Annotated in this window: 29 protein-coding genes; 17 read left to right on the top strand and 12 right to left on the bottom strand. The window is 63.4% G+C overall.

What is annotated here, in order from left to right:
- Positions 1-16: 16 nt before the first annotated feature.
- From ACFFP0_RS11045 to ACFFP0_RS11000, 10 genes are all read left to right on the top strand, one after another.
- A complete protein-coding gene (locus ACFFP0_RS11045; RefSeq protein ID WP_377260340.1) occupies positions 17-238 on the top strand; it encodes a hypothetical protein in 222 nt (73 codons plus the stop codon).
- Between the two features lie 13 nt (positions 239-251).
- Positions 252-830 carry a Fic/DOC family protein gene (locus ACFFP0_RS11040; protein ID WP_377260338.1) on the top strand — a complete coding sequence of 193 codons (579 nt, stop codon included), beginning with the start codon at positions 252-254 and terminating at the stop codon, positions 828-830.
- 92 nt (positions 831-922) lie between these two features.
- Positions 923-1,876 (top strand): sugar-binding transcriptional regulator, encoded by a 954-nt coding sequence (locus ACFFP0_RS11035; protein WP_377260336.1) that lies wholly within the window; start codon positions 923-925, stop codon positions 1,874-1,876.
- A gap of 147 nt (positions 1,877-2,023) precedes the next feature.
- Positions 2,024-3,349 carry an ABC transporter substrate-binding protein gene (locus ACFFP0_RS11030; RefSeq protein ID WP_377260334.1) on the top strand — a complete coding sequence of 442 codons (1,326 nt, stop codon included), beginning with the start codon at positions 2,024-2,026 and terminating at the stop codon, positions 3,347-3,349.
- 259 nt (positions 3,350-3,608) lie between these two features.
- Complete coding sequence (locus ACFFP0_RS11025) at positions 3,609-4,481, top strand: carbohydrate ABC transporter permease (protein WP_377260332.1); 873 nt, start codon at positions 3,609-3,611, stop codon at positions 4,479-4,481.
- A 9-nt stretch (positions 4,482-4,490) separates the two neighbouring features.
- Complete coding sequence (locus tag ACFFP0_RS11020) at positions 4,491-5,315, top strand: carbohydrate ABC transporter permease (protein ID WP_377260330.1); 825 nt, start codon at positions 4,491-4,493, stop codon at positions 5,313-5,315.
- Positions 5,316-5,326: 11 nt separating this feature from the next.
- Positions 5,327-6,331: an ABC transporter ATP-binding protein gene (locus ACFFP0_RS11015; protein WP_377260328.1), complete on the top strand. Its 1,005-nt coding sequence runs from the start codon at positions 5,327-5,329 to the stop codon at positions 6,329-6,331.
- Between the two features lie 180 nt (positions 6,332-6,511).
- Positions 6,512-7,993 carry a mannitol dehydrogenase family protein gene (locus ACFFP0_RS11010; RefSeq protein WP_377260326.1) on the top strand — a complete coding sequence of 494 codons (1,482 nt, stop codon included), beginning with the start codon at positions 6,512-6,514 and terminating at the stop codon, positions 7,991-7,993.
- Between the two features lie 12 nt (positions 7,994-8,005).
- The gene (locus ACFFP0_RS11005) at positions 8,006-8,716 is read left to right on the top strand and encodes an HAD family hydrolase (protein WP_377260324.1); all 711 of its coding nucleotides are present in this window, start codon (positions 8,006-8,008) and stop codon (positions 8,714-8,716) included.
- Between the two features lie 48 nt (positions 8,717-8,764).
- Positions 8,765-10,348, top strand: coding sequence for an FGGY-family carbohydrate kinase (locus ACFFP0_RS11000; RefSeq protein ID WP_377260322.1), 1,584 nt, complete (start codon positions 8,765-8,767; stop codon positions 10,346-10,348).
- An 84-nt stretch (positions 10,349-10,432) separates the two neighbouring features.
- Here the strand turns inward: ACFFP0_RS11000 and ACFFP0_RS10995 are convergent, their stop codons facing one another.
- The 3 genes from ACFFP0_RS10995 to ACFFP0_RS10985 are packed head-to-tail and all read right to left on the bottom strand — an operon-like array spanning position 10,433 to position 12,068.
- The gene (locus tag ACFFP0_RS10995; protein ID WP_377260320.1) at positions 10,433-11,140 is read right to left on the bottom strand and encodes a GIN domain-containing protein; all 708 of its coding nucleotides are present in this window, start codon (positions 11,138-11,140) and stop codon (positions 10,433-10,435) included.
- Between the two features lie 32 nt (positions 11,141-11,172).
- Complete coding sequence (locus ACFFP0_RS10990) at positions 11,173-11,745, bottom strand: DUF1700 domain-containing protein (RefSeq protein WP_377260318.1); 573 nt, start codon at positions 11,743-11,745, stop codon at positions 11,173-11,175.
- Positions 11,745-12,068 (bottom strand): PadR family transcriptional regulator, encoded by a 324-nt coding sequence (locus ACFFP0_RS10985; RefSeq protein ID WP_377260316.1) that lies wholly within the window; start codon positions 12,066-12,068, stop codon positions 11,745-11,747. The genes ACFFP0_RS10990 and ACFFP0_RS10985 overlap by 1 nt, the downstream gene beginning before the upstream one ends.
- A gap of 268 nt (positions 12,069-12,336) precedes the next feature.
- Here ACFFP0_RS10985 and ACFFP0_RS10980 point away from each other — a divergent pair, with 268 nt between their 5' ends.
- Entirely contained in the window at positions 12,337-13,050 is a 714-nt protein-coding gene (locus tag ACFFP0_RS10980; protein ID WP_377260314.1) for a sulfate transporter family protein, read from the top strand.
- Here the strand turns inward: ACFFP0_RS10980 and ACFFP0_RS10975 are convergent.
- A complete protein-coding gene (locus ACFFP0_RS10975; RefSeq protein WP_377260312.1) occupies positions 13,047-13,472 on the bottom strand; it encodes a VOC family protein in 426 nt (141 codons plus the stop codon). The genes ACFFP0_RS10980 and ACFFP0_RS10975 overlap by 4 nt on opposite strands.
- A 90-nt stretch (positions 13,473-13,562) precedes the next feature.
- Between ACFFP0_RS10975 and ACFFP0_RS10970 the strand changes: the two genes are divergently transcribed.
- The gene (locus ACFFP0_RS10970; RefSeq protein WP_377260310.1) at positions 13,563-14,129 is read left to right on the top strand and encodes a TetR/AcrR family transcriptional regulator; all 567 of its coding nucleotides are present in this window, start codon (positions 13,563-13,565) and stop codon (positions 14,127-14,129) included.
- Here ACFFP0_RS10970 and nth read toward each other — a convergent pair.
- Entirely contained in the window at positions 14,088-14,876 is a 789-nt protein-coding gene (nth, locus tag ACFFP0_RS10965) for an endonuclease III (RefSeq protein WP_377260308.1), read from the bottom strand. The genes ACFFP0_RS10970 and nth overlap by 42 nt on opposite strands.
- Before the next feature lie 36 nt (positions 14,877-14,912).
- On the opposite strand from nth, the gene ACFFP0_RS10960 reads away from it, so the two are divergent.
- From ACFFP0_RS10960 to ACFFP0_RS10950, 3 genes are all read left to right on the top strand, one after another.
- Complete coding sequence (locus ACFFP0_RS10960) at positions 14,913-15,395, top strand: DUF2244 domain-containing protein (RefSeq protein ID WP_377260306.1); 483 nt, start codon at positions 14,913-14,915, stop codon at positions 15,393-15,395.
- A gap of 45 nt (positions 15,396-15,440) precedes the next feature.
- Entirely contained in the window at positions 15,441-16,340 is a 900-nt protein-coding gene (locus tag ACFFP0_RS10955; RefSeq protein WP_377260304.1) for a methylated-DNA--[protein]-cysteine S-methyltransferase, read from the top strand.
- 317 nt (positions 16,341-16,657) lie between these two features.
- On the top strand, positions 16,658-16,816 hold the full coding sequence (locus tag ACFFP0_RS10950) for a hypothetical protein (protein ID WP_377260302.1): 159 nt from the start codon (positions 16,658-16,660) through the stop codon (positions 16,814-16,816).
- 44 nt (positions 16,817-16,860) lie between these two features.
- Here ACFFP0_RS10950 and ACFFP0_RS10945 read toward each other — a convergent pair whose 3' ends face one another.
- Positions 16,861-17,856: a sugar-binding transcriptional regulator gene (locus ACFFP0_RS10945; protein ID WP_377260300.1), complete on the bottom strand. Its 996-nt coding sequence runs from the start codon at positions 17,854-17,856 to the stop codon at positions 16,861-16,863.
- Between the two features lie 179 nt (positions 17,857-18,035).
- Here ACFFP0_RS10945 and tal point away from each other — a divergent pair, with 179 nt between their 5' ends.
- Positions 18,036-19,001, top strand: a complete 966-nt coding sequence (gene tal, locus ACFFP0_RS10940; RefSeq protein ID WP_377260298.1) for a transaldolase — start codon at positions 18,036-18,038, stop codon at positions 18,999-19,001.
- 96 nt (positions 19,002-19,097) lie between these two features.
- Here the strand turns inward: tal and ACFFP0_RS10935 are convergent, their stop codons facing one another.
- The 6 genes from ACFFP0_RS10935 to ACFFP0_RS10910 all read right to left on the bottom strand — a co-directional run bounded on the left by ACFFP0_RS10935 (position 19,098) and on the right by ACFFP0_RS10910 (position 24,402).
- Positions 19,098-20,393: an MFS transporter gene (locus ACFFP0_RS10935; RefSeq protein ID WP_377260296.1), complete on the bottom strand. Its 1,296-nt coding sequence runs from the start codon at positions 20,391-20,393 to the stop codon at positions 19,098-19,100.
- Between the two features lie 75 nt (positions 20,394-20,468).
- Positions 20,469-20,870: a MarR family winged helix-turn-helix transcriptional regulator gene (locus tag ACFFP0_RS10930; protein ID WP_377260294.1), complete on the bottom strand. Its 402-nt coding sequence runs from the start codon at positions 20,868-20,870 to the stop codon at positions 20,469-20,471.
- Between the two features lie 50 nt (positions 20,871-20,920).
- On the bottom strand, positions 20,921-21,754 hold the full coding sequence (locus ACFFP0_RS10925) for a metal ABC transporter permease (RefSeq protein ID WP_377260292.1): 834 nt from the start codon (positions 21,752-21,754) through the stop codon (positions 20,921-20,923).
- Positions 21,751-22,611, bottom strand: a complete 861-nt coding sequence (locus tag ACFFP0_RS10920; RefSeq protein WP_377260290.1) for a metal ABC transporter permease — start codon at positions 22,609-22,611, stop codon at positions 21,751-21,753. Before ACFFP0_RS10920 ends, ACFFP0_RS10925 begins: the two co-directional genes overlap by 4 nt.
- Positions 22,592-23,488, bottom strand: coding sequence for a manganese/iron ABC transporter ATP-binding protein (locus ACFFP0_RS10915; RefSeq protein ID WP_377260288.1), 897 nt, complete (start codon positions 23,486-23,488; stop codon positions 22,592-22,594). Before ACFFP0_RS10915 ends, ACFFP0_RS10920 begins: the two co-directional genes overlap by 20 nt.
- Complete coding sequence (locus ACFFP0_RS10910; protein WP_377260286.1) at positions 23,485-24,402, bottom strand: metal ABC transporter substrate-binding protein; 918 nt, start codon at positions 24,400-24,402, stop codon at positions 23,485-23,487. The genes ACFFP0_RS10915 and ACFFP0_RS10910 overlap by 4 nt, the downstream gene beginning before the upstream one ends.
- A gap of 237 nt (positions 24,403-24,639) precedes the next feature.
- On the opposite strand from ACFFP0_RS10910, the gene ACFFP0_RS10905 reads away from it, so the two are divergent.
- Positions 24,640-25,977 carry a hypothetical protein gene (locus ACFFP0_RS10905; RefSeq protein WP_377260284.1) on the top strand — a complete coding sequence of 446 codons (1,338 nt, stop codon included), beginning with the start codon at positions 24,640-24,642 and terminating at the stop codon, positions 25,975-25,977.
- The last annotated feature ends 23 nt before the right edge of the window (positions 25,978-26,000 follow it).

Genomic DNA, 26,000 nt, shown 5'->3' with positions numbered 1-26,000 from the left:
TTGGAAAAGTTCTCGCATGAGTGACAAGGACACGATCTGCAAGCGCACTCTCGAAGCCGCGCATCTTCAGATGATCGAGGGAAATCCCCTTGATGCGGAAGATATTGCGATGTTCGAGATGTTCGACCGCGAAGGCTTTTCGACAGAAGAACAGCTGGACTATGTTCGCAAGGATCTGACGAGGCGGGCGCGGGAAAAGGAAGAATTCGCCGCTTTCGCCGCGACCTCCAGACGATAGTTCATTGCCCTAGATGAGCGGCGATCCATACGTCTATCCAGGCACAAAGATCTTAAGCAACAAATTGGATATCAGAGACCCGGCGGAATTGGACTTCGCCGAGCGTCGTTTTTCGACCATCCGTGCTCGCCAGGGTATCCCGCAAGGCAATTTCGACCTCAAGCATCTTAAAGCGATCCATCGCCATCTTTTCCAGGACCTCTATGAATGGGCGGGGGAGATACGCACCGTCGAAATTTCCAAGGGTGAGAGCCAGTTCCAGTTTCGACAATATATCGAAACGGGCATGGCGGATGTTCATAGCCGTCTGGCGAAGTCCGGTTTTCTGCGAGGCCTGGAAAGATCGGCTTTCGCGGCCGAGGCTGGCCGGATCATCGGCGATGTGAACTATGTTCATCCTTTCCGCGAGGGGAACGGCCGTACTCAACTGCAATATCTCAAGCAGCTTGCGGAAGGCGCCGGCCATTCCCTTGACCTGACGAAGATCGATGTGGTCGGATGGCTGGCAGCTTCGAAGGAGGCGCATCGCGCCCGCTATGACCTCATGGGACGGACGATCGATGACGCCTTGCGTATGACTTCAAACGCCTGAGCATAACCAAAATGCTCACCAGGCCGTTGCCGCCAACCGTTTGACAGCGACTCTCAAAACATGGCAGCAACGCGTGGAGGAGATTTTCTGCCATGGCAAAACGGTCTGATACGCAGGGGCGGCTCGATGATGCGGCGAGAGCCGGATGGCTCTACTACGTGGCGGGGCGCACCCAGGACGAGATCGCCGCGGCCATGAGCATTTCGAGGCAGTCGGCGCAGCGGCTCGTGTCGCTCGCCGTGGCCGAGCGGCTGATCAAGGTCAGGCTGGACCATCCGATTTCGGCCTGTCTCGAACTCTCGGAGGGGCTTCGCCGGAAATACGGCCTCAGGCATGCCGAGGTGGTGCCGAGCGATCCGGCCGGCATCTCCTCGACCGTCGGCATCGCCGAAGCGGGGGCGGCGGAGATCGAGCGCTGGCTGAAGCGACCGGACCCGATCGTGATCGCCATCGGCACCGGCCGGACGCTGAAGGCGGCCGTCGATCAGTTGCCGCCGATGGAGTGCCCGCAGCACCGCATCGTGTCGCTCACCGGCAATATCGGGCCGGATGGCTCGGCCGCGTTCTACAACGTCATCTTCTCCATGGCCGACGCGATCAAGGCGCGGCATTTCCCGATGCCGCTGCCGGTCCTCTGTTCGTCCTCGGAAGAGCGCGAGACCCTGCACGACCAGGCGCTGGTGCGCTCGACGCTGGCGCTCGGCGCCCAGGCGGACGTGACCTTCGTCGGCATCGGCGAGCTCGGCGCCGACGGCCCGCTCTGCGTCGACGGCTTCCTCGGCAGGGAGGAAATGCTGCAACTCATCGAAAGCGGTGCGGCGGGCGAAATCTGCGGCTGGATCTACGATCACCAGGGGCGGTTCCTCGACAACCCGATCAACGACCGGGTGGCGAGCGTTCCGATACCCTCGCGGGAGACGTCCTCCGTCATCGGGATAGCGCAGGGCCGGAAGAAATTCGCGGCGATTTCCGCAGCCCTGAAGGGCGGCCTCATCAATGGTATCATCACCGACGAGGTGACCGCAGGGCAATTGCTCGACGATTGAGCAAAAAATATCCCTAGTCAAATCAAGACGATGACCTATGTCCGTTGCATCGCAGCGACGAATGGCGGTTGACTTTTCTCGCTGTTTTATGGGTAATTGCTCATGAGCAAAGCGAATGCTCGCATCCAATCTTCTCGGGAGGAAGATATGACATTGAAGACGGTTTTGCTGGGCGCCTGCTCGGCGCTGGCGTTTGCCGGCATTTTCTCCACCGCGGCTTCGGCTGAAACCCTCACCATCGCGACGGTCAACAACGGCGACATGGTCCGCATGCAGGGCCTGACGTCCGAGTTCACCAAGGCCAATCCGGACATCCAGATCAACTGGGTGACGCTGGAAGAAAACGTGCTGCGCGAACGCGTCACGACGGATATCGCCACCAAGGGCGGCCAGTACGACATCCTGACCATCGGCAATTACGAAGTGCCGATCTGGGCCAAGCAGGGCTGGCTGCTGGAGCTCAACAAGCTCGGCGACAAATACGATACCAACGACCTTCTGCCGGCGATCCGCGGCGGCCTGACGGTCGAGGGCAAGCTCTATGCCGCGCCGTTCTACGGCGAGTCGGCGATGATCATGTATCGCAAGGACCTGTTCGACAAGGCAGGCCTCAAGATGCCGGAAAACCCGACCTGGGAGTTCATCGGCGATGCGGCCCGCAAGGTCACCGACCGCAAGGCGGACGTGAACGGCATCTGCCTGCGCGGCAAGGCCGGCTGGGGCGAGAACATGGCGTTCGTCACGGCGCTCGCCAACTCCTTCGGCGGCCGCTGGTTCGACGAGAAGTGGAACCCGCAGTTCGACCAGCCGGAATGGAAGGCGGCGCTGCAGTTCTACGTCGACCTGATGAAGGATGCCGGCCCGTCCGGCGCCTCCTCGAACGGCTTCAACGAGAACCTGACGCTCTTCCAGCAGGGCAAGTGCGGCATGTGGATGGATGCCACCGTGGCGGCCTCCTTCGTCTCCGACCCGAAGAACTCGACGGTCGCCGACAAGGTCGGTTACGCGATCTTCCCGGTGAAGGGCGAGATGAAGAACCACGGCAACTGGTTGTGGTCGTGGAATCTTGCCGTTCCGGCTTCCTCGAAGAAGGCTGACGCGGCCCAGAAGTTCATCTCCTGGGCGACCAGCAAGGAATACACCCAGCTCGTCGCATCCAAGGAAGGCTGGGCGAACGTTCCTCCGGGCACGCGGACCTCGCTCTACAACAACGAGGAATACAAGAAGGCGGCTCCGTTCGCGGCTCCGACGCTTGCAGCCATGCAGGCGGCCGACATTACCAAGCCGACCGTCAAACCGGTGCCCTATACGGGCGGCCAGTTCGTCGCGATCCCGGAATTCCAGGCGATCGGCACGAATGTCGGCCAGCTCTTCTCGGCGGTCGTCGCCGGCCAGTCCTCGGTCGACGACGCGCTTGCCCAGGCGCAGTCCGCCACCAAGCGTGAAATGACCCGCGCCGGCTACATCAAGTAAGCGCCGGCCAACAACAGCCCGGCCCGTTTCGGGCCGGGCGATCCCCTTCATCCGCCCTTCGGGCACCTTTTCCCCGAGGGGAGAAGGGGACGTGCCGCAGCGTATCCGATCCTCCTCTCCCCGTGGGGAGAGGGTGGCCGAGCGGAGCGGAGTCCGGGTCAGGGGGCCTTTCCGGCACAGAGCTTGCAACTGGCTGGAGGAGCGGATCACACGCATACTTTCGCCCATGAGAAGGCGAACAAAAAGGGAGGGCGTCGATATGGCAACGCAAAATACGAGAACGTTGGCGCGCTTGATGATGGCGCCGTCGGTTCTGCTTCTTCTGGTCTGGATGATCGTGCCGCTGGCGATGACGCTGTGGTTCTCGTTCCAGAACTACAACCTGCTGAACCCGGCGAACGTGAGCTTCACGGGGCTTTTCAACTACCAGTTCTTCTACACCGACCCGGCCTTCTTCCAGTCGATCTGGAACACGCTGGTGATTGTCGGCGGGGTGCTTCTGATCACCGTGGTCGGCGGCATCGCGGTGGCGCTGCTGCTCGACCAGCCGGTGTTCGGCCAGGGGATCGTGCGCATCCTGGTGATCTCGCCCTTCTTCGTCATGCCTCCGGTCGCGGCGCTGATCTGGAAGAACATGATCATGCACCCGGGCTACGGCGTGCTGGCCGACATCGCCAAGTTCTTCGGCTTGAGGCCGGTCGACTGGTTCGCGCAATATCCGCTGTTTTCGATCGTCGTCATCGTCGCCTGGCAGTGGCTGCCGTTCGCGACGCTGATCCTGCTCACCGCGCTGCAGTCGCTCGACGGCGAGCAGAAGGAGGCGGCGGAGATGGACGGCGCGAATTTCTTCAATCGCTTCATCTACCTGGTGCTGCCGCATCTGGCCCGGGCGATCACGGTCGTCATCCTGATCCAGACGATCTTCCTGCTCGGCGTCTATGCGGAAATCCTCGTCACCACCAATGGCGGCCCCGGCTACGCCTCCACCAACCTTGCCTTCCTGATCTACCGCACGGCGCTCCTGGGCTACGACGTCGGCGGCGCTTCGGCGGGCGGCATCATCGCCGTCGTGCTCGCCAACATCGTCGCCTTCTTCCTGATGCGCGCCGTCGGCAAGAACCTGGACCGGTAGGAGAAGATCATGGCCCGCAATGTTACGACAAGACACAAGGTCATCGCCACGGTCGCCGCCTGGATCGTCTCGCTGATCATCTTCTTCCCGATCCTCTACACGGTCCTCACCAGCCTGAAGACCGAACCGGAGGCGATCGCCGGCTTCAGCCTGATCCCGTCCGGCACGTTCGAGAACTACGTGACGGTGCAGACCCAGCGCGATTACTTCAAGCCGTTCATGAACTCGGTCGTGCTGTCGGTCGGCTCGACGATCCTGGCGCTGATCATCGCCATTCCGGCGGCCTGGGCTATGGCGTTCTCGCCGACCAGGCGCACCAAGGACATCCTGATGTGGATGCTTTCCACCAAGATGATGCCGGCGGTGGCGGTGCTGGTGCCGATCTACCTGATGTTCCGCGATTTCGGGCTGCTCGACACGCGGATCGGGCTCACCGCCATGCTGACCCTGATCAACCTGCCGATCGTGGTGTGGATGCTCTACACCTATTTCCGGGAAATCCCCGGCGAGATCCTGGAAGCGGCGCGCATGGACGGGGCGGGGCTGTGGCAGGAGATCGTCTACGTGCTGACGCCGATGGCGGTGCCCGGCATCGCCTCGACACTGCTCCTCAACATCATCCTCGCCTGGAACGAGGCCTTCTGGACGATCCGGCTGACGACCACGAACGCGGCGCCGCTGACGGCCTTCATCGCCTCCTTCTCCAGTCCGCAGGGCCTTTTCTGGGCCAAGCTTTCGGCGGCGTCGACCATGGCGATCGCGCCGATCCTCATCCTCGGCTGGTTCTCACAGAAACAACTCGTGCGCGGCCTGACGTTTGGCGCGGTTAAGTAAGGAAAACGGACATGGGCAGCATCACGCTCAAGCAGGTGTCGAAGGTTTTCGGCGAAGCCAAGGTCATCCCCTCCATCGACCTCGAAATCAATGACGGCGAATTCGTCGTCTTCGTCGGGCCGTCCGGTTGCGGCAAGTCCACGCTGCTGCGCCTCATCGCCGGCCTGGAAGATGTCTCCGGCGGGCATATCCTGATCGACGGCAAGGACGTCACCCAGGCGGCTCCCGCCCAGCGCGGCCTTGCCATGGTGTTCCAGTCCTATGCTCTCTATCCGCACATGAGCGTCAGGAAGAACATCGCCTTCCCGCTGAAGATGGCGAAGCTGGAGCAGTCGGCGATCGACCGGAAGGTCGAAGCCGCCGCCCGCGTTCTCAACCTCACCGACTATCTCGAACGCCGCCCCTCGCAGCTTTCCGGCGGCCAGCGCCAGCGCGTCGCGATCGGCCGGGCGATCGTCCGCGAACCGTCCGCCTTCCTGTTCGACGAACCCCTGTCGAACCTCGATGCGGCGCTGCGCGGCACGATGCGGCTCGAGATCAGCGACCTGCACAACCAGCTCAAGACGACGATGATCTACGTCACCCACGACCAGGTGGAAGCCATGACCATGGCCGACAAGATCGTCGTGCTGAACCGCGGCAATATCGAGCAGGTCGGCTCGCCGCTGGAGCTCTACAAGAGCCCGCGCAACCTCTTCGTCGCCGGCTTCATCGGCTCGCCGCGCATGAACTTCGTCGACGGTGCCTATGCGCAGTCGAAAAATGCCAGGACCGCGGGCATCCGGCCGGAACATCTCGGCCTGTCGAAGGACAGCGGCACCTGGAGCGGCACGGTGAAGGTTGCCGAACATCTCGGCGCCGACACGTTCCTGCATCTCGACGTTGACGGCATCGGCCCGATCACGGCGCGTGCCGACGGCGAATTTGGCGCCTATCACGGCGACAAGGTTTTCCTGACGCCGGACGAAAGCAAGCTGCACCGTTTCGACGACAAGGGGTTGGCGATCAAGGCCTGAGATCGTGACGAGGCTGCGAACGGTCCGGTAGTCTCGACGCGGATAGATCCCCTGGGACAAGCCCGGGATGACGGCAGGGGAGTGCAACGTGCCATCAAGCCGGGGCCTTGCGATCGAGGCCGGAGTGTTGGTCTGATTTATCTGGCCCGGGATTTCCCGGGCCGTACCGGAGTGAAGACAATGACTGTGAAGCTTTCGCTGGCGAGCTTGAAGGATGCTGCGGCCACCGCCGCCGTGCCGGCCTATGATCCGAAACGCCTGACTGCCGGCATCGTGCATTTCGGCGTCGGCAATTTCCACCGCGCGCATCAGGCGATCTATCTGGACGACCTGTTCAATACCGGCTCGGGGCAGGATTGGGCGATCATCGGCGCCGGCGTGCTGCCTTCCGACGCCGCGATGCGCGAGAAGCTCAAGGCGCAGGATTTCCTGACCACCGTCGTGGAGCAGGACAACAACAGGACGGCGGCCCGCGTCACGGCGCCGATGATCGACATCATCGTGCCGGGCGAGAAGGCGGCCCTCATCGAAAAGCTCGCCGACCCGGCGATCCGCATCGTTTCGATGACGATCACCGAAGGCGGCTATTTCATCGACGCCGCCGGCCATTTCAATCCCTCGCATCCGGCGATCGTCGAGGATGCCGCCAACCCCGGCAATCCGAAAACCGTTTTCGGCCTCATCCTTGCCGGCCTGAGGCTGCGCCGCGAGCGGAACATTCCACCCTTCACCATCATGTCCTGCGACAACATTCCTGGAAACGGCCATGTGACGGAAAATACCGTCGTCGGCCTCGCAAGGCTTTCCGATCCGGATTTCGCCGGCTGGGTCAACCAGAACGTCGCCTTCCCGAACTCTATGGTCGATCGGATCACGCCGGCCACCGGCCAGCGCGAGATCGATATCCTGAAGCAGGATTTCGGGATCGAGGACAACTGGCCGGTCTTCTGCGAGGAGTTCAAGCAGTGGGTGATGGAGGACAGGTTCCCCGCCGGCCGGCCGCGGCTGGAGGAGGTCGGCGTGCAGTTCGTGTCCGATGTCGCGCCCTACGAGCTGATGAAGATCCGCATCCTGAACGGCGGGCATGCGACGATCGCCTATCCGGCGGCACTGCTCGACATCCATTTCGTCCATGAGGCGATGGAACATCCGCTGATCCGCGCGTTTCTCGCCAAGCTCGAAAAGGACGAGATCATCCCGATCGTGCCGCCGGTGCCCGGCATCAACCTCAACGACTATTTCGCGCTGATCGAGCGCCGTTTCCTCAATCCGAAGATCGGCGACACGATCCCGAGGCTGGCGCAGGACGGCTCCAACCGCCAGCCGAAATTCATCCTGCCCTCGACCCGCGACCGGCTGACGCAAGGCAAGGACATCGTCGGCCTCTCGCTCGTCTCGGCGCTCTGGTGCCGCTATTTCGCCGGCACGTCCGACAGCGGCAGGAAGATCGCCTTCAACGATGAAAGTGCCGACAAGCTGCACGAGGCCGCGCTGAAAGCCAAGGATAACCCGGAGGCCTTTCTTGCCTTCGACGAGATCTTCGGCGAGGTTTCGAAATCCGGGCTGTTCCGGGCGCGCTTCGCGCACGCGCTGCAGACGCTCTGGAAAGAGGGAACGGCGAAAACGCTCGAACTCTATCTCGCAGGCGAACTCGTCAAGTAACGGATGGGGAAAGTGCTTCAGACGGCGGGACCACTGGTGATCTTCGATTGCGACGGGGTCCTCGTCGACAGCGAGCCCGTGTCGGTTCGCGTGCTGGTGGATGCGCTGCGCCGCAAGGGGCTGGAGATGGACGAGGAGGAGGCCTATCGTCGCTTCCTCGGCCGCAGCCTCGGCACCGTCACCAGGACGATGCGCGAGGAATTCGGCGTCGAGGCCGACGAGAGCTTCCTCGAAGACATGCGGCACGATCTCTATGACCGTTTCCGCATGGAGCTGCAGCCCATTCGCGGCATTGCCGAGGCGCTGGATGGCCTCGGCCTGCGCCGCTGCGTGGCCTCCTCCAGCCAGCCGGAGCGCATCCGCCTGTCGCTCACGCTCACCGGCCTGATCGACAAGCTGGAGCCGAACATCTTCTCCGCCGCCATGGTGGCGCGGGGCAAGCCTGCTCCCGATCTCTTCCTGCATGCGGCGAGCCAGATGGGCGCCGACCCGGAGAGCTGCATCGTCATCGAGGACAGCCCGGCCGGCATCGAGGCCGCCCGCCGCGCCGGCATGGCGGTTTTCGCATTCGTCGGCGGTTCGCATGCCGTGGCTCCCGGCTACCGGGAGAGGATCGACGCACTTTCACCGGAAGTCGTGTTTGACGCGATGCCGGATTTGATCCACCTTGTCCGAAAACATATAGAGGGTCGCGGAGGATCGGTTTCCCGGGAAGCGTGTTAAGGCGCGGGGGCCGATTGAGGCGAACACAGGGACAGGAAACAAATCCGGATGCGTGATCACCTCGTGGCGGTCGATATCGGCACCGGCAGCGCTCGCGCCGGGGTGTTTGACCGCAACGGGCGCCTGCTCGCCAAGGCGAAACACCCGATCCTGATGTTCCGCCCGAGGGAAAACCACGCCGAGCACGATTCGGAAGACATCTGGGCCGCCGCCTGCCGCGCGGTGAAGCTGGCGGTGGCTGAGGCCGGCATTCCGGCGTCCGCCGTCGCGGCGATCGGTTTCGACGCCACCTGTTCGCTGGTCGCCCGCGACCGGGAAGGGCGGCCGCTCAGCGTTTCCACGACCGGCAGGGACAATCACGATACCATCGTCTGGCTCGACCACCGGGCGATCCGGGAGGCGGACGAGCTTTCGGCGACCGGTCACAAGGTGCTGGAATTCTCCGGCGGTTCGCTTTCGCCCGAGATGGAGATGCCGAAGCTCATGTGGCTCAAACGGCATCTGCCGCAGAGCTGGGAAAGGGCGGGCTATTTCTTCGACCTTGCGGACTTCCTCACCTGGAAGGCGACGGGCTCGCCGGCGCGTTCCCGCTGCACGCTGACCGCCAAGTGGAACTATCTCGCTCACGAGAAACCCGGCTGGAGCGCGGATTTCTGGGCGCTGGCCGGCCTTGAGGATCTCAGGGAAAAGGGCGGGCTGCCGGACGAGACGGCCGTGGCCGGCACGAGCATGGGGCGATTGAGCGCACAGGCTGCCAAGGAACTCGGCCTCGACGTCGAAGTGGACGTGGCGCCCGGCATGATCGATGCCTATGCGGGGGCTTTCGGCGCGCTCGGCGGCGTCTCGGGCGGGCAGAAGCTGGAGACCAGCGTCGCGCTGATCGGCGGCACGTCGAGCTGCATCGTCGCCTTCACCCGGGATGCCAAGCCCGGCCGTAGTCTCTGGGGCCCCTATTACGAGGCGGTCCTGCCGGAGCACTGGCTGGTCGAGGGCGGCCAGTCGGCAGCCGGGGCGCTGCTCGACCATATCGTGCGCATGCACGCCGCCGGCGGCGAGCCGACGGCGGAGCTGCATGGCCGGATCATCGATCGCATCGGCGAGCTGCGCGCCGGGGAGGAGGGGGACATCGCCCCCAACCTGCATGTGCTGCCCGATTTCCACGGCAACCGCTCGCCGCTTGCCGACCCGCATGCGACCGGCGTCATCAGCGGGCTCACGCTCGACACGTCCTTCGACGGGCTCTGCCGGCTCTACTGGCGGAGCTGCGTGGCGGTGGCTCTCGGCATCCGGCACATCCTCGACGCGATCTCGGATTACGGCTACCGCTTCGAGACGCTCCATGTCACGGGCGGGCATGTGAACAATCAGCTGCTTCTGGAGCTTTACGCAGACGTCACCGGCCGCAGGGTGGTTATCCCCGAAACCCGCGATGCCGTGCTGCTCGGCACAGCCATGGCCGCAGCAGTCGCCGGCGGCGTGCACGGTTCGCTGTTCGAAGCGGGGCAGGCAATGGACGGCGGGGGGGCGGAGGAACGCCTGCCCGACCCGGCGCGTGCGGAACAATACGGACGGGACTATCGCCGGTTTCTCGCGATGATCCGGCACCGGGACGAACTCGGCGCGATCGGGTAGACGTCGCTTGCGGGGCTTGCTGGTGTCCCCGGGGTGGCGACTGCTTTGCGCCATTGGCGGGCCGGCGCTTCGATAGCAACAATGTCAGGGCATTTGCTGAATGTTGCCGCTGCCCCTGATCTGCGAGTGCCGCATGATCGGGTGACCGAACAGCTCGACATCACCACTTCCGGAAATCGAAACGTCCGCATCGACCTGCGCGGTCAACTGGGCATCGCCGCTGCCGCGAATTTCCACCTGCACCGATCTTGCGGTTAGTTCTTTGAACATTGCCTCGCCCGACCCGGAGATGTCCAGGGCGACCGCGTCCACGGCTCCGGTGGCAGAAGCATCGCCACTGCCTTTGATGCTCAATTCAAGCTTCGACTGGTTGATCTGCGACAGGGTCAGGTCGCCGCTGCCACGCAATTCCCATTTGGTGATCGCCGGGCCTGATACTTTGACTTCAAGCCGCGAGGCAAACCAGCCGGGATCGCAATCCAGATCCAACCGGCCGGCCTCAAGCCGGACGTGATCGAGCAAAACGGGATCACCGCTGATCACCGCTTCCGCCCTGTCGCCCGGTTGATAATGGACCGAGGCCGGCAGATGGATCGCCAGGCTGTCGCCCACCGTCAAGGGCAGCGTCACCTGCCGCCGAGAGGAAGTGGCCGGCCCGCAGGTCGATTCCCCCAGGCCAGACAAACGGGCCGCATCGCTCCAATCGGGGCCGGCAAGAGCTATTCCGAGCGATAGAAAAGCAGCGGCGCCAATCAGGCCCGTCGTTGCGACAAATGCCAATGTTCGAGTCATGTCCTGCATCCTTCTGAAATATGTTGAAAGTTTCAAACGTCGTGCCGGTCCGGTTGGGCCAGACGGAAATGCAATCGGGCATAGTGGCCGAACATGCGGATGCCGGCGCTGACTGCGATCAGGAGCAAGGCGCCGCCTCCAACGAAGCCACTGACAAGTCCGACGCCGATGAACAGGCGCGCGAACTGGTCGCTCAGCGCTCCGCTTGGATAGAAGAGCAAAGCCATGAGGGTCATCTTCAGTCCGACCGCTCCAAGCGCCACCAGCACGATGGCAAAGGCCATCGCCACGACGACCGCCACGATCAGCAACGGCAGGAAGAGAACGAGGTCGACAATCGCGAGACCGGCAAGGGCCATGATCGCGGCCATGAGATTAGAGAGGCTCCAATGGGTTTCGAAACGCCGCAGCCGTATGTCGGCGCGCAATTCCCGGGCAATCCTGGCCGGATCGCCAAGAGCGGCGGCAACCTCCGCTCCACTGCGGCCATGGGTGATGGATTCGGCGAAGTGAGCCGAATAATCGGCGACGATCTCTTCGACCTCTTTGGCGGGAAGACCCGCAAGTCCCTGTTTCAGCCTGCGCAGAAAGGCATCCTTGCTCATCATATATCCTCAAGAAGTTTGTCGACGGCGGCCGCAAAGGAGCGCCAGTCGCTGCGATGCGCCTCGAAAACCGTCCGGCCAAGCGGCGTGAGCCGGTAATATTTGCGGGGCGGCCCGCTGCTTGATTCCACGAGACGCGTGGCAACCAGGCCTTCATTCTGCATTCGTCGCATCAAGGGATAGATCGTGCCTTCGCCCATGCCGACAGCGGCGACGAGAGTGCTCGCAATCTCATAGCCATAACTTTCCCCTCGAGAGAGTACGGCCAGGACGCAGAGATCGAGCGCACCCTTTCGCAATTGAATTTGGATTGAGTCAGTCATGGCGTCCTCTGGTCTAAGAGATAGATATAGCAAGCTACCGTGCTATGCAAGGTAGTGAAGAATGAATCTTTCCGGTATCCTCTCGCTCTCGCTTCATCATTTGTCAGTTGGGGAAATTATCCGCCTTAATCAACTCGTCCGGTCATGTCGCGAGGACGTCTGTCGTGGGCCGAAGCGGACCGTGAGGCATGTCTCCGTACTGCCGCCTCTCCTCCTTGCTTGCCGGCTTCCGGCCACCTACATCTCTGCGGCATCACTGGAGACGCCGATGATCCTGGACGCCGCACGCCTTTCGCTCATCAATCTCTTCGCGCCTGAGACGCGCGCCGTCTTCTGGAAGACGCTGGGGCTGACCGTCCTCGTGCTCATCGGCGTATGGTTCGCGTTGCGGGAGCTTTTCGTGCTCTATGCCTGGCCCTGGTTCGCGGCCTTCTTTCCCGACATGCCGGACTGGACGGGCTGGCTGACGCTGGTGGCGGCCGTCGTCGCGGGCATCGGTCTCGCACTGGCGCTCGCCCTTTTGATCGCGCCGATCACGGCGCTGATCGCCGGCCTCTTCCTCGACGACGTGGCGGACGTGGTCGAGAAGCGTGATTATCCCGACGACCCGCCCGGCAAGGCCATGCCGCTCGGGGAGGCGATCGCCAGTTCCGTCAAGTTCCTCGGCGTCGTCATCGTCGGCAACGTCATCGCGCTGATCCTGCTCTTCGTTCCGGGCATCAACCTGATCGCCTTCTTCCTGGTGAACGGCTATCTGCTCGGCCGGGAATTCTTCGAGTTCGCGGCGATGCGCTTCCGTCCGCCGTCGGAGGCGCGCGCCTTCCGGTCGAAACATTCCTCGACCGTGTTCCTGGCGGGGCTTCTGATCGCCTGCTTCCTGGCGGTCCCGATCGTCAACCTGCTGACGCCGCTCTTCGCCGCCGGCCTCATGGTGCATCTCCACAAGGCGATTTCGAAACGCGACCCGGCCTTCCGGGGTTAGTCGGGCAGGGCGGAGGCGTCGTAGAGGGCGGCGAATGCGGCGCTTGGCGGGATCGGCCTGATGATGTCGATCAGCACGCCGTTCGGATCGGCGGTGATGAAATGCCGCTGGCCGAAATCCTCGTCGCGGAGATCGAGACGTATCGGCAGGCCGGCGCTCTTCAGGCGATCATAGACCGCATCGACATCCTCCACCTCGACGTTGAGGATCAGGCCGGACACCCTTCCGCGCGCGCTTTCCGGGATGGTGTTGTGGCTGCCGTCGAGGATCGCCAGCGTCATGCCCGGGTTCTCCCTCGATTGCAGGTGCATGTACCAGCCGGCTGAAAACAGCGCTTCGAAACCGAAATGCCGCATGTAGAAAGCGGCGGTGCCAGCGACATCGTCGGTCATGACGACGGGGTAATAGCTTGTGACCTTCACGGCTTCTCCCTCCTTGCGAGTTGTGATACATTCTGCCTGTATGATATTATAGATACATTCTGTCTGCATGTGAATATGTGGAGGATCGAAATGTCGCGCAGCAACCGCGAACGCACCGATGCCACCCGCACCGCCCTCCTGGATGCGGCAAGGGAACTCTTCGTCGAAAGGGGTTATGCCGAGACCGCGACGCCGGACATCGTCGCGGCAGCCAATGTGACGCGGGGCGCCCTCTATCATCATTTTACGGACAAGAAGGCGCTGTTCGCCGCCGTTGTCGAGCGGGAGGCGGCCGAGGTGGCGGAGGAGATCGAGGCGAAATCCGCCGATGCCGCGTCGGCGCGGGAGGCGCTGCTGCAGGGGGCTTCGGCCTATTTCGATGCGATGACGGCGCCCGGGCGCACCTGGCTCCTGCTGCGTCAGGCTCCGGCGCTGCTTGCCGAGGACCCCACGGAATCGAGCCTCAAGGCCGGGCTTTCGCACCTGCTCGCCGGATCGAAGCTGCTTCCGCTTCTCGATCCGCTAACGGTGCTGGTCTCGGCCGCTTTCGAGCGCGCGGCGATCGCCATCGATTGCGGCGGCGATCGCGCGAATTATGAAGCGGCGATCGCGGCGTTACTGGACGGCCTCAGCGAGGCCGATCACCTGCTGCGGTAGCTCGACGAGCGGCGCCGGCACGTCGCAGGTCTTTTCCGGCGAGCGACAGAGATCGGCGATGATGCAGTGCTCGCATTCGGGCTTGCGCGCTTTGCAGGTGTAGCGGCCATGCAGGATCAGCCAGTGATGCGCATGGAAGAGATAGTGGTCCGGGATGACCTTGAGCAGGTTCTCCTCCACCTCGTCCGGGGTCTTGCCGGGGGCGAGCAGAAGGCGGTTGGCGAGGCGGAAGATATGCGTGTCCACCGCCAGCGTGGGAATGCCGAATGCCATGGACATGACGACGTTTGCGGTCTTGCGCCCGACGCCCGGCAGCCGCATCAGCTCTTCGCGGGTCCTCGGCACTTCCGAGCCGAATTCATCGATCAGCATGCGGGACAGCGCGATGACGTTCTTCGCCTTGTTGCGATAAAGGCCGATCGTCCTGATGTATCCGGTAACGCCTTCCTCTCCGAGGTCGAGCATCTTTTCCGGCGTATCGGCCACCTTGAAGAGGGCTCTCGTGGCCTTGTTGACGCCGACGTCCGTCGCCTGGGCCGACAGGGCCACCGCCACCACCAGCGTGAACGGATTGACGTGCTCCAGCTCGCCTTTCGGCTCCGGCCGCTGCACCGAGAAGCGGCGGAAGATCTCCTCCAGTTCCGCCTTCGAATAGGCGGATCTGAAGCGTTTCGGCTTGCCGCGCACGGAAGCGCGATTTGACTTTTGCAAAGTGCTGGTGCTGGATTTGGTCTTGGGAGTCGCCATATCCTTCTATAGGCGTTCCGCACAAGGGAAAGCAACGTGGACGTTTCCGACGATCAGCCTGTTTTCGCAGCCGAGCTCACGGCTTACCGCTCGCTCGGCCGGCGCGGTTTTCATGTCGTGCTCGCGCTTTCCGGCGCCATCTGCTTTCTTTACGGAGGTTTCTTCCTGGTCACCGGCGCATGGCCGATCGGCTTCTTCTTCGGGCTCGATTTTCTCCTCCTCTATGTCGCGCTCAAGATGAGCTACCGGTCCGGCAGGGCGCGGGAGGAGGTGACTGTTTCCCGCTCCAGCCTCTCGATCCGCAAATTCTCGCCGGCAGGGCGGATGGTGGAGCACCGTTTCAACCCGTTCTGGGCGCGTTTCCGGGTCAACCGGCACCAGGAGTTCGGCATCACCTCGATGTATGTGACGGGCGAGGGGCGGTTTACCGATATCGGTTCCTTCCTCAATCCGGACGACCGCGAAAGTTTCGCCAAGGCCCTTCGGGGTGCGCTGGCGACGGTGAAACAACGGATCTGACGCAAGAAACGGGTGGTTTCGGCGAAGCCGAAGGGGCATCTATGCATGACAAGGAGAGATGCCATGAACGCTCTTGCAAAGATCGCCGAACCCGCCATCGACATGACGCCGGTCGGCTCGGATTACGAAACCGTCCGCCGCGTCATCGAGATGATCACGCTCGATTACCGCGACCAGCCGTCGCTCGAAACCATCGCCGCCGAACTCGGCCAGTCGCCGACCCAGCTCCAGAAGGTGTTCACCCGCTGGGCGGGGCTTTCGCCGAAAGCCTTCCTGCAGGCGGTCACGCTCGACCACGCCAAGCGCCTGCTGGGCAGGGAGGAACTGCCGCTGCTCGAGGCTTCCTACGAACTCGGCCTTTCAGGCCCCGGCAGACTGCATGACCTCTTCGTCACCCATGAGGCCATGTCGCCCGGCGAATGGAAGGCGCGGGGCGGCGGGCTCATCATCCGTTACGGCTTTCATCCGTCGCCTTTCGGCATCGCGCTCGTCATGGCGACGGATCGCGGTCTGTCCGGCCTTGCCTTTGCCGATTCCGGCGGAGAGAAGGCCTCGTTCGAGGATATGGCGCGCCGCTGGCCGAATGCCGAATATGTCGAGGACCAGGGAACCACCGCGGCCTATGTCGCGCGCATCTTCGACCGTTCGCAGTGGTCGTCCGACCAGCCCCTGAAAGTCGTCCTTATCGGTTCGGACTTCCAGGTCCGCGTCTGGCAGAGCCTGCTGAAGATCCCGTTCGGCAAGGCGGTCAGCTATTCCGATGTCGCCTGCGATATCGGCCAGCCGACGGCAAGCCGGGCCGTGGGGGCGGCGGTCGGCGCCAATCCCGTCTCCTTCGTGGTGCCCTGTCACCGGGCGCTGGGCAAAGGCGGCGCGCTCACCGGCTATCACTGGGGCCTTACCCGCAAGCGGGCGATTCTCGGCTGGGAAGCCGGCCAAGCCTGATTCGCCGCGCCCGGCAATCGGCAGAATGGCGCATTGTCTTTCCCGATCGACCATGGAAATCTTGGCGCGGCCCGTCGGCAGGACGGGCCGCGCCAATGCCGTTTCATGCCGTCAGGCAATGCCTGCCTTCCCGGTCGCGGCCGATGCTTGGATTCAATAAGGTAGAGCGTCGTTTGTGCGTGCGGAAGGACGCACGGCGCTCTATATTCCCGCCATTTTCCGGGCGTTTGCTGTTGATTGAATTGTTGATCGCGGATAGATAGTAGAATCGGACCGTTGTGAAGTAATTATGTAATATAGACTCTGAATAATGGAGATTGGAATTGTTGCCGACACCGGAGCGCCCTGAGCAGTATGATTTGCCTCCGGTAGAAGAAACGGATGAGTTGTCGGATATTGAACTGGAGGAGGGTGCGATGCTGCTTGTGGACGCCTTGACGCTTCCGCCGCCGCCGGTCGTTGTTGTCCGCGACTAGGACCGGGCTCTTCCGCGGCGCGGGGCGGGGCTGACGCCCCCGGGTCATTCCGCGGCGGCGCTCGTTTCGGCAAGCCGCAGAAGCTCCCGCGCTCCGGTCTCGTCGGTGATCAGCGTATTGCAGCCGATGCGGCGGATGGTGGCCCGGATGGCGACCGCCCGGTGCGCGCCGCCCGAGGAGAGCACGATGTGCCTTGCCTTTTTCAAGGTATCGAGGTCGACCGACATTACCCGCTCGTTCAGCGCGTGATCCACCGAACGGCCATGTTCGTCGAGGAAGTTGAACATCGTGTCGCAAACGCAGCCGGCGGCGATCAGCCGGTCGAGTTCGGCCTTCGAGATGAAGCCTTCCGAAAGCGAAGTGGAATGCGGGCCGATATCTCCGCAGCTCACCACCGCGAGATCGAGGTTTTCAGCCAGGTCGTAGATTGTGTTCAGCCCGCATTTTTCGATCAGCGCCCGTTTGGTGGTCACCGAATCGACGAGAAGCGGTGCGAGGAACATGTAGCATTCGGCGCCGAGATGGCCCGCGAAACGCCACGTATAGTCGATAGGGTTCGTCTGGTGGACGGCGACGATCCCGCCGAGCAGGGAAACGACCTTGCAGTTTTCCCGCCGCGGCGGACGGAAGCTCGAAAGCGAGGCGGTCATGGTGCGGCCCCAGCCCACCCCGATCGTCATGTCGTTCTGCACCACTTCGGAAAGGAACTGGCCCAATGCCAGGCCGACGGCGCTCGCCATCGCCGTGGCGCTGCCGTCGCGCGGCGCGGGCACGACGATCGCCTCATCCAGTCCGTAGGCCTTTTCCAGCCGGGTCGACAGTTCCACGCAGCCGTCGATCCCCTCGCTGATCCAGATCTGCACTTCGGAGCGTTTCATCGCCTCGTCGAGCAGGCGGATCACCGTCGAGCGGCTGATGCCGAGCCGTTCGGCGACATCTTTCTGCGTCAAACCCTGGTTATAATAAAGCCAGGCCGCTCGCAGCCTGAGGGAGGCGGCTTCGGAATAGACGGTGTGGGTCTCGCGTCTGAGCTTCGCCAACGGGCCTCCGGCGGGAATGTTTCGGCATTCCGACGATATTGGCTCAACTGAAACATATGTCAATTCCGAAGAACAAAAGTCTTGACTTCCCTGTCGCGGAAGGAGGATAGTTTTCCGAGGGACGCCGGGGAGCAAAAGTGCGCCGAAAGCGTTAGGGATTGATATCAAGGATTATCCGGATGACGTCGAAACTAGAGCAACTTCGTTCCATGACCACGGTCGTCGCCGATACCGGCGATATCGAGGCGGTCGCCCGCCTGAAGCCCGTGGATTGCACGACCAACCCCACCATCGTCCTGAAGGCGCTTGGAACGCCGATCTTTGCCGACAGGGTGAAGGAAGCGATCGCCTGGGGCCGCAAGCAGGGCGGGCAGGAAGAGGCCGTTGTCGCCGCCGTGGCGGATCGCCTGGCGATTTCCGTGGGCGCGGCGCTTTCCGAACTCGTTCCCGGCCGCGTCTCGACCGAAGTCGATGCCGACCTTTCCTTCAATACCGAAGCGTCGATCGCCAAGGCGCGGTCGATCATCGCCGCCTACAAGGAGCGCGGCATCGAGCGCGACCGCATCCTGATCAAGCTCGCCTCCACCTGGGAAGGCATCCGCGCGGCGGAAGTGCTGCAGACGGAAGGCATCGACTGCAACCTGACGCTTCTGTTCTCCCAGGCCCAGGCGATCGCCTGCGCCGAGGCAAAGGTTTTCCTGATCTCGCCCTTCGTCGGCCGCATCCTCGACTGGTACAAGAAGTCGACGGGCCAGGACTACACCGCCGAGACAGATCCGGGCGTGGTTTCCGTCCGTTCGATCTACAACTACTACAAGGCGAACGGCATCCGGACGATCGTCATGGGCGCTTCCTTCCGCAATGCCGGAGAGATCGAGGCGCTTGCCGGCTGCGACCGGCTGACGATCAGCCCGGCGCTGCTCGAGGAACTCGACAAGGACAACGGCAAGCTGGAGCGCAAGCTCTCGCCGGATACGTTCAAGGCCGAGCCGTTGCAGTCGCTCGACGAGAAGCAGTTCCGCTGGATGATGAACGAGGACGCCATGGCGACCGAAAAGCTTTCGGAAGGCATTCGCCTCTTCGCGAAGGACCTTGTCGCGCTGCGCCAGATGGTCCGCAAGGAGCTGACGCTCGCGGCCGCCTGAACCGGATCACGACCGGAATGAAAGAAGGCCCGTCTTCAGACGGGCCTTTTCTGTTTTCGGGCCGGGGTATGGCCCCGCAGCCGGATGGGCGGCCTGTCAGGCCGCCTGCGGCACCATGGTCGCGGAATCCGGCTTCCGCAGCAACAGCACGGAGACCGCCGCGATCATGCACATCACGCCGGCGATCTGCAGCGCAGGCATATAGGTGTCGAAGCCGCTCTTGAAATAACCGGCGCCCCAGGCGGCGGTCGCCGCGCCGAGCTGGTGGCCGGTGAAGACCCAGCCGAAGACGAGGCCGGCCTTTTCGCGGCCGAACCTGTCGGCGGCCAGCCGGACGGTCGGGGGCACGGTGGCGATCCAGTCGAGGCCGTAGAATACGGCGAAGGCCGAGAGTTCGTAGAAGCTGAAGCCGGAGAAGGAGAGATAGACCAGCGACAGGCCGCGAAGCCCGTAATACCAGAAGAGCAGGATGCGGTTGTCGTAACGGTCGGAGAGCCAGCCGGAGCCGATCGTGCCGAAGAAATCGAAGATGCCGAGGACGGCCAGCGTGCTGGCGGCGGCGACGGCCGTCATGCCGAAATCACCGCAGATCGAGATCCAGTGGGTCTGGATCAGGCCGTTGGTGGAGAGGCCGCAGACGAAGAAGGTGCCGAACAGGACCCAGAACGTGCCGCTGCCGGATGCGCTCTTCAGCGTGGCGAGCGGCGAAACGAGCGTGGCGAGGAGCTTGTGATCCTGCTTCGGGGGCTTGGCGACGGTGGTTTCGCCATAGGCGGGCAGGCCGACATCGGCCGGGTGATCCCGCATCAGCAGGAGGACGAGGAGCATGGCGACGATGATGGCGGCGGCCGTCAGCACCAGCGCCGCGCGCCAGCCGTAGGTTTCGCTGAGGTCGGCGAGCAGGGGCAGGAAGAGCAGCTGGCCGGTGGCGTTGCTGGCGCTCAGCATGCCCATGACGAGGCCGCGGCGCTTCGAGAACCAGCGCGAGGCGACCGTGGCGGCCAGCACCATGGCTGTCATGCCGGTGCCGACGCCGATGACGATGCCCCAGAGCGCCACGAGCTGCCAGATTTCGGTCATGAACAGCGAGACGACGATGCCGCCGGTGATGAGCGCCAGCGCGGTCGCCACCACCTGCCGGATGCCGAAATGGTTCATGAACGCGGCGGCGAAGGGGCCGAGCAGGCCGAACAGCACGAGGCGGACGGCCATGGCGAAGGAAATGTCGGCGACATCCCAGCCGAACTCCTGGTGCAGCGGCTGGATCATCACGCCGGCGGAGCCCATGGCCGCCGCCGTCGCGAGCATGGTCAGGAAGGTCGTGGCGACGATGACCCATCCGTAATGGAGATTTCTGCCGGCCATCCAGCGGGCGGCGGTAGTGGAGAGCATTGCGAACCCTTTCCTCGTCGTTGCCGCACCTGCAGCATCTCTTTGTGGGTATATACCCGTATTTGATCGAAAAAATCAGAGAGCTGCCAGCAGCTCCTGCAATTGTCTTGTCTTGTCCGGCCCAAGCCGGGCCTCGATATTCTCCTGGACGCTATCCCAGAGGGGGCTCCCCTCGCGGAGCAGGTCGCGGCCTTTTTCCGTCAGCGACAGCATCGCCTCGCGCTGGTCCGCCCCGTGGCCGATCGCGATCAATCCGGCGCGCTCAAGCACTTTGGCGTTGCGGCCGACCGTGGATCGGTCGAGCTCGACCTTCGAGGCAAGCTCGGTCAGCGACACCGGTCCCAGCCGGTTGATGTGGCGCAGCAGGCTGAACTGTCCGATGTTCACGCCAAGCGGCGCCAGAACGTCGTCGTAATAGGACGAGACCCTCCGCGACGCCTTTCTGAGCAGGATGCAGTGGCACGTATCGCTTGGCATGGGTGCGGGTATATACCCGCACCCATGCTTGCGCAAGAGGGTGCGAAAAATCAGGCGGCGGCGCGGGCCTTGATCGTCGTTTTTACGAAGGCGAGGATGAAGAGGATCGTCATCAGCAGCACGATGGTCGGCGCCGGGGCGCTGTCGATGAAAAAGCTTATGTAGATGCCGGCGATCGAAGTGCCGAGGGCAATCGCCGCCGCCGTCGCCAGCATGGCGCTGAAGCGGCGGGTCAGCAGGAAGGCGATTGCGCCGGGCGCGACCAGCATGGCGACGGAGAGGATGATGCCGACCGCCTTCAGCGCGCCGACGACGGTCAGGGACAATACCGCCAGCAACCCGTAATGCAGGAGCCTTGTCGGCAGGCCGATCGCTTTCGCATGCCGCTCGTCGAAGGAATGCACGAGCAGGTCCTTGCGCAGGATGACGAGGAAGAGCGTCGCCACCAGCGCGATCAGCCCCGTTTCCACGAGGTCGGAAGGCAGGATGCCGAGCATGTCGCCGAACAGGATGTGGTCGAGATGCACGTCGCTCTGCACCTTGACGAAGAGCACCAGCCCCAGCCCGAACATGCCGGAAAAGACGATGCCGAGCACCGTGTCCTCCTTGATGCGGCTGTTCTCCTTCAGGAAACCGGTCGCGAGAGCGCAGACCATGCCCGCCACGAAAGCGCCGACGGACAAGGGGATGGCCAGGATGTAGGCGATGACGACGCCGGGCAGCACCGCATGCGAGACCGCATCGCCCATCAGCGACCAGCCTTTCAGCACCAGGAAGCACGAGAGGATCGCCATCGGCAGCGCGATCATCAGCGTCACTACGAAGGCCCGCTGCATAAAATCGATCTGGAACGGGAAGAGTGCGAGGTCGACAAGGTCGCTCATGGCGTCTCCTCCAGCGTGCGGCGCAACCGGCGGCGGGCGGCGAGCATTCCGTGCTTCGGCGCGAACAGGAAGGCGGCCAGGAACAGGACCGTCTGCAGCACGACGATGCCGCCGCCCGTGGCTCCGTTGAGGAAATAGCTCAGATAGGCGCCGACGAAACTGGTCGCCGCGCCGATGACGAGACCCATCAGGATCAGCCTTTCGAACCGGTCGGTGAGCAGGTAGGCGGTCGCTCCCGGCGTCACCACCATGGCGACGACGAGGAATGCGCCGACCGTCTGCAGCGCGGCGACGGTGGATGCCGAAAGCAGGGTGAAGAACAGCACTTTCAGGAGGTCCGGCCTCAGACCGATGGTGCGGGCATGGTTCTCGTCGAAAAAGGCGACCATCAGGTCCTTCCACTTGACCGCCAGGATCGCCAGGCTGACGCCGCCGATGATGACGAGCTGCAGCGTGTCTTCCGGCGTGATGGCGAGAATGTTGCCGAGCACGATGGTCTGGATGTTCACGGCGGTCGGGTAGAGCGACACCATGAAGAGGCCGAGCCCGAAGAAGGAGGTGAAGATGAGCCCGATGATCGCGTCTTCCTTCAGCCGCGTGCGCTGGTTGAGGAAGAGCATGGCGCCAGCCGCCAGTCCGCCGGAAATGAAGGCGCCGAGCGAAAAGGGAAGACCCAGCATGTAGGCGCCCGCGACGCCGGGGACGATGGAATGGGAGAGCGCGTCGCCGATCAGCGACCAGCCCTTGAGCATCAGGTAGGCGGAAAGAAAGCCGCAGACGCCGCCCACCAGCGCGCTCACCCAGATGGCGTTCAGCATGTAGCCGTAGGAAAACGGCTCAAGGAGCGTCTGGAGCATCGGCCTTCTCCTTCGGCTTCTGTTGTCTGCCGTTGCCGTAGGTCACGAAAGGCCGCTCGTCGTCGGTGATGACCTTGACGCGGCGTTCGTCGGCGTCCTCGTGCAGGTCCGCGCCGCCGAGGATGAAATGGCGCAGCACGCCGCCGAAAGCCTTTTCGAGATTGGCCTCGTTGAACGTGTCCTCGGTCCTGCCATAGGCGAGCACCGTGCCCTTGACGAAGACCGTGCGGTCGCAGAAATCCGGTACGCTGCCGAGGTTATGGGTCGAGACCAGCATGACGCGGCCTTCGTCCCGCAGCGCCTTGAGGAGCGTGATGATCTGTTCCTCGGTGGTCACGTCGACGCCGGTGAACGGTTCGTCGAGCAGGATCACCTGCCCCTCCTGCGCCAGCGCGCGGGCCAGGAAGACGCGTTTCCGCTGGCCGCCGGAAAGCTCGCCGATCTGGCGCTTGCGGTATTCCTCCATGTTCACCCGCTTCAGGGCCTGGGTGACCATGTCGTGGTCGTGGCGGGAAGGGATGCGCAGGAAATTCATGTGGCCGTAACGGCCCATCATCACCACGTCCTCGACGAGAACGGGAAAGTTCCAGTCCACCTCTTCCGATTGCGGCACATAGGCGACGAGGTTCTTCCTGAGCGCTTCGCGCGCGGGCATTCCGAGAATTTCGACCGAGCCTTCAGTCAGGGTGACGAAGCCCATGATCGCCTTGAACAGGGTGGACTTGCCGGCGCCATTGACGCCGACAAGCGCGGTGATCGTTCCCTTCGGCACCGCGAAGCTCGCGTGACGCAGCGCCGTCAGCCCGTTGCGGTAGGCGACCGTGACGTTTTCCAGCTTCAGGCCGGCACCGGCGGGTTTCGTCTTGCCCATCATCATGATGCGAGACCTCGGGCGATGGTTTGGGTGGTCACACGAAGCAGGTCGAGATAGGTCGGCACCGGCCCGTCCGCCTCGCTCAGGGAATCGACATAGAGCACGCCGCCGTATTCCGCCCCGGTTTCGGAAGCGACCTGTTTCGCCGGCTTGTCGGAGACCGTGCTTTCGCTGAAGATGACCTTGATGTCGTGTTCACGCATGGCGTCGATGACGGCCTTCACCTGCTGCGGCGTTCCCTGGCTGTCGGCGTTGACCGGCCACAGATAGAGTTCCTTGAGGCCGAAGTCGCGGGCGAGATAGGAGAAGGCGCCTTCGCTCGTCACCAGCCAGCGGTGACCTTCGGGCAGGGCGGCAAGCGCATCACGGATCGGCTGCACGGCCGCGTGAATCTTGTCCGTATAGGCCTTGGCGTTGGCCGCATAGACGGCGGCGTGCGCAGGGTCGATCTCCGCCAGGCCCTTGCGGATGTTCTCGACATAGATGACGGCGTTTTCCGGCGACATCCACGCGTGCGGGTTGGGCTTGCCCTGATAGGCGCCGCCGGCGATCGCCATCGGCTCCACGCCGTCGGAGACCGTGACGCTCGGCACCTTGCCGAGATTGGTCAGGAACTTCTCGAACCAGAGTTCCAGGTTCAGGCCGTTCCGCAGCACCAGATCCGCATCGCGGGCACGCAGGATGTCGCGCGGCGTCGGCTGGTAGTTATGGATCTCCGCGCCCGGCTTGGTGATGCTTTCCACCTCGGCGGCATCGCCGGCGACGTTCTTCGCCATGTCGGCGATGATGGTGAAGGTGGTTACGACCTTCGGCTTTTCCTGGGCGTGGGCAAACGCGGGCAGGCTGACGAGAACGGCGGCAATGGCGGCAAGTTTCCTAAGGGGGATCACGGTGTCGAACCTTTTGTTGCAATTCATTCTCAATCTAACCTAGCCAGGATTCTCCATCTGTCAATGCTATTGCAAATCATTCGCAACTAGGCGGTATTCCGGAATGGGACAGGGTGAGGCGCGGCAGCCGGCCGGCACCGGCAAACAATCGAAAAAGAGAACCTTCGGCTTAAAGCTTCCTCAAGAAGAATAGGAGAATATCCCGCCGACATTCCATGGTGTTGTTCTGCGTAAAATGGAGTTGATCATGCCGGAGCTCGGCAAGTGAAGGGTCCCAGGTTCCGGTTCTCGAAGAAGTTCTTCCTGCTGGTGATGGGGGGCATCGTCGTTCTCGGCGGCGGCAGCGGCGCTGCGGCCGTGCTGATTGGCAGCGACAGGATTCTCGGCCCCTCCTATCTCGAACTCAACGGTCTCGAATGCACCGCCGTCGAGACGATCAGGATCAAGCGCGACCAGCGCTACTGGGTCCGCAAATACGTGGTGAGCGACGAGGCCGGGGACGGCATGGCGCGCATCAGGACGGCATTGCGGGTCGCCCGTGCTGTCCAGGAAAAGGAAAAGGCCGATCTCGTGCAGGTGGCGATGATCGACAAGGCGGGTCCGAAGGACCGCGCCCGGATGCGCGGCCGCATGGTCGGCGCGCAGGTCGTCTACATCCCCGATCCCGCCAGGGCGCCGGGAGGCGCCGATGCGCAGGTCTACTCCGCCTATTATCTGGACGGTCCGGCCAATTCGAACGGCGAATATTATGGCATGCGGATCGACCTGCCGCTGGAGGACGCCGAGGCGCTGACCGCAAGGCTGACCGACAAGACGGATTGCGCCGAGCCGGTTGTTGCCGCTCCCGAGGGCGAGCACGGCGCACCGGCAGGCGGTCACGGCGAGAAGGGCGGGAAGAAGAAAGGCGGCGGGCATGGCGAGGCTTCCGGTGGCCACGGCGAAAGCGGTGGCCATGGTGAGGCTTCCGGTCATGGCGAAGCGCCTGCTGCCGAAGGCCACGATGCTCCGGCCGCAGAAGGACATGGCGAAGGCGGCGAAGTCGCGGCCAAGGAGAGCGGCGGCTTCCTCGGTTCGATCACCGGCATGATCTTCGGTTCGAAGACCGAAGCGCCGGCGGAAGGCGAGGGGGCGGATCACGCGGCCGCCAAGCCGGAAGCGCAGGCGGCGCCTGCCGCCGACCATGGCATTGCGGCTGCGGCGGAAGACCATGGCGCCCAATCCACCGCTCCGAAACAGGCAGATGCGAAACAGGCGGATGTGGGGCCGAAGGAGGAGGGCGGGCTTCTGGCTTCCCTGAAAGGGATGATCTTCGGCAGCGGCGGTGAAGCGGAGCCTGCGGGGCAACCGGCATCCGCCGCAGCCGCGAAGGCTTCCCCGGAACAGCCGGCGCCCGAGCCGAGAACATCGGCGGAAGGCGGCAAGCGGTGGTCGAAATCAACGGATGCCGATGTCATCCGTTCCGATCAAGGTGCCCCGGAGGCTGCCCATGCAGAGGCGGCCCCACCCCCGACCGACGGCACCACCGCGGCCGATGCCGCGGGTGCGGCCTGGCTCGCGAAGATGCGCGGCGAGGCGGCGGCCGGTTCCAAGCCGGGGCATTGAGGCGGATACCGGCCCTTTTTCCC

Source organism: Neorhizobium puerariae (assembly GCF_042429745.1).
GTDB classification, from domain to species: Bacteria; Pseudomonadota; Alphaproteobacteria; order Rhizobiales; family Rhizobiaceae; genus Neorhizobium; species Neorhizobium puerariae.
Note: the sequence above shows the minus strand (reverse complement) of the source record. Positions and strands in the feature narration are given on the sequence as shown.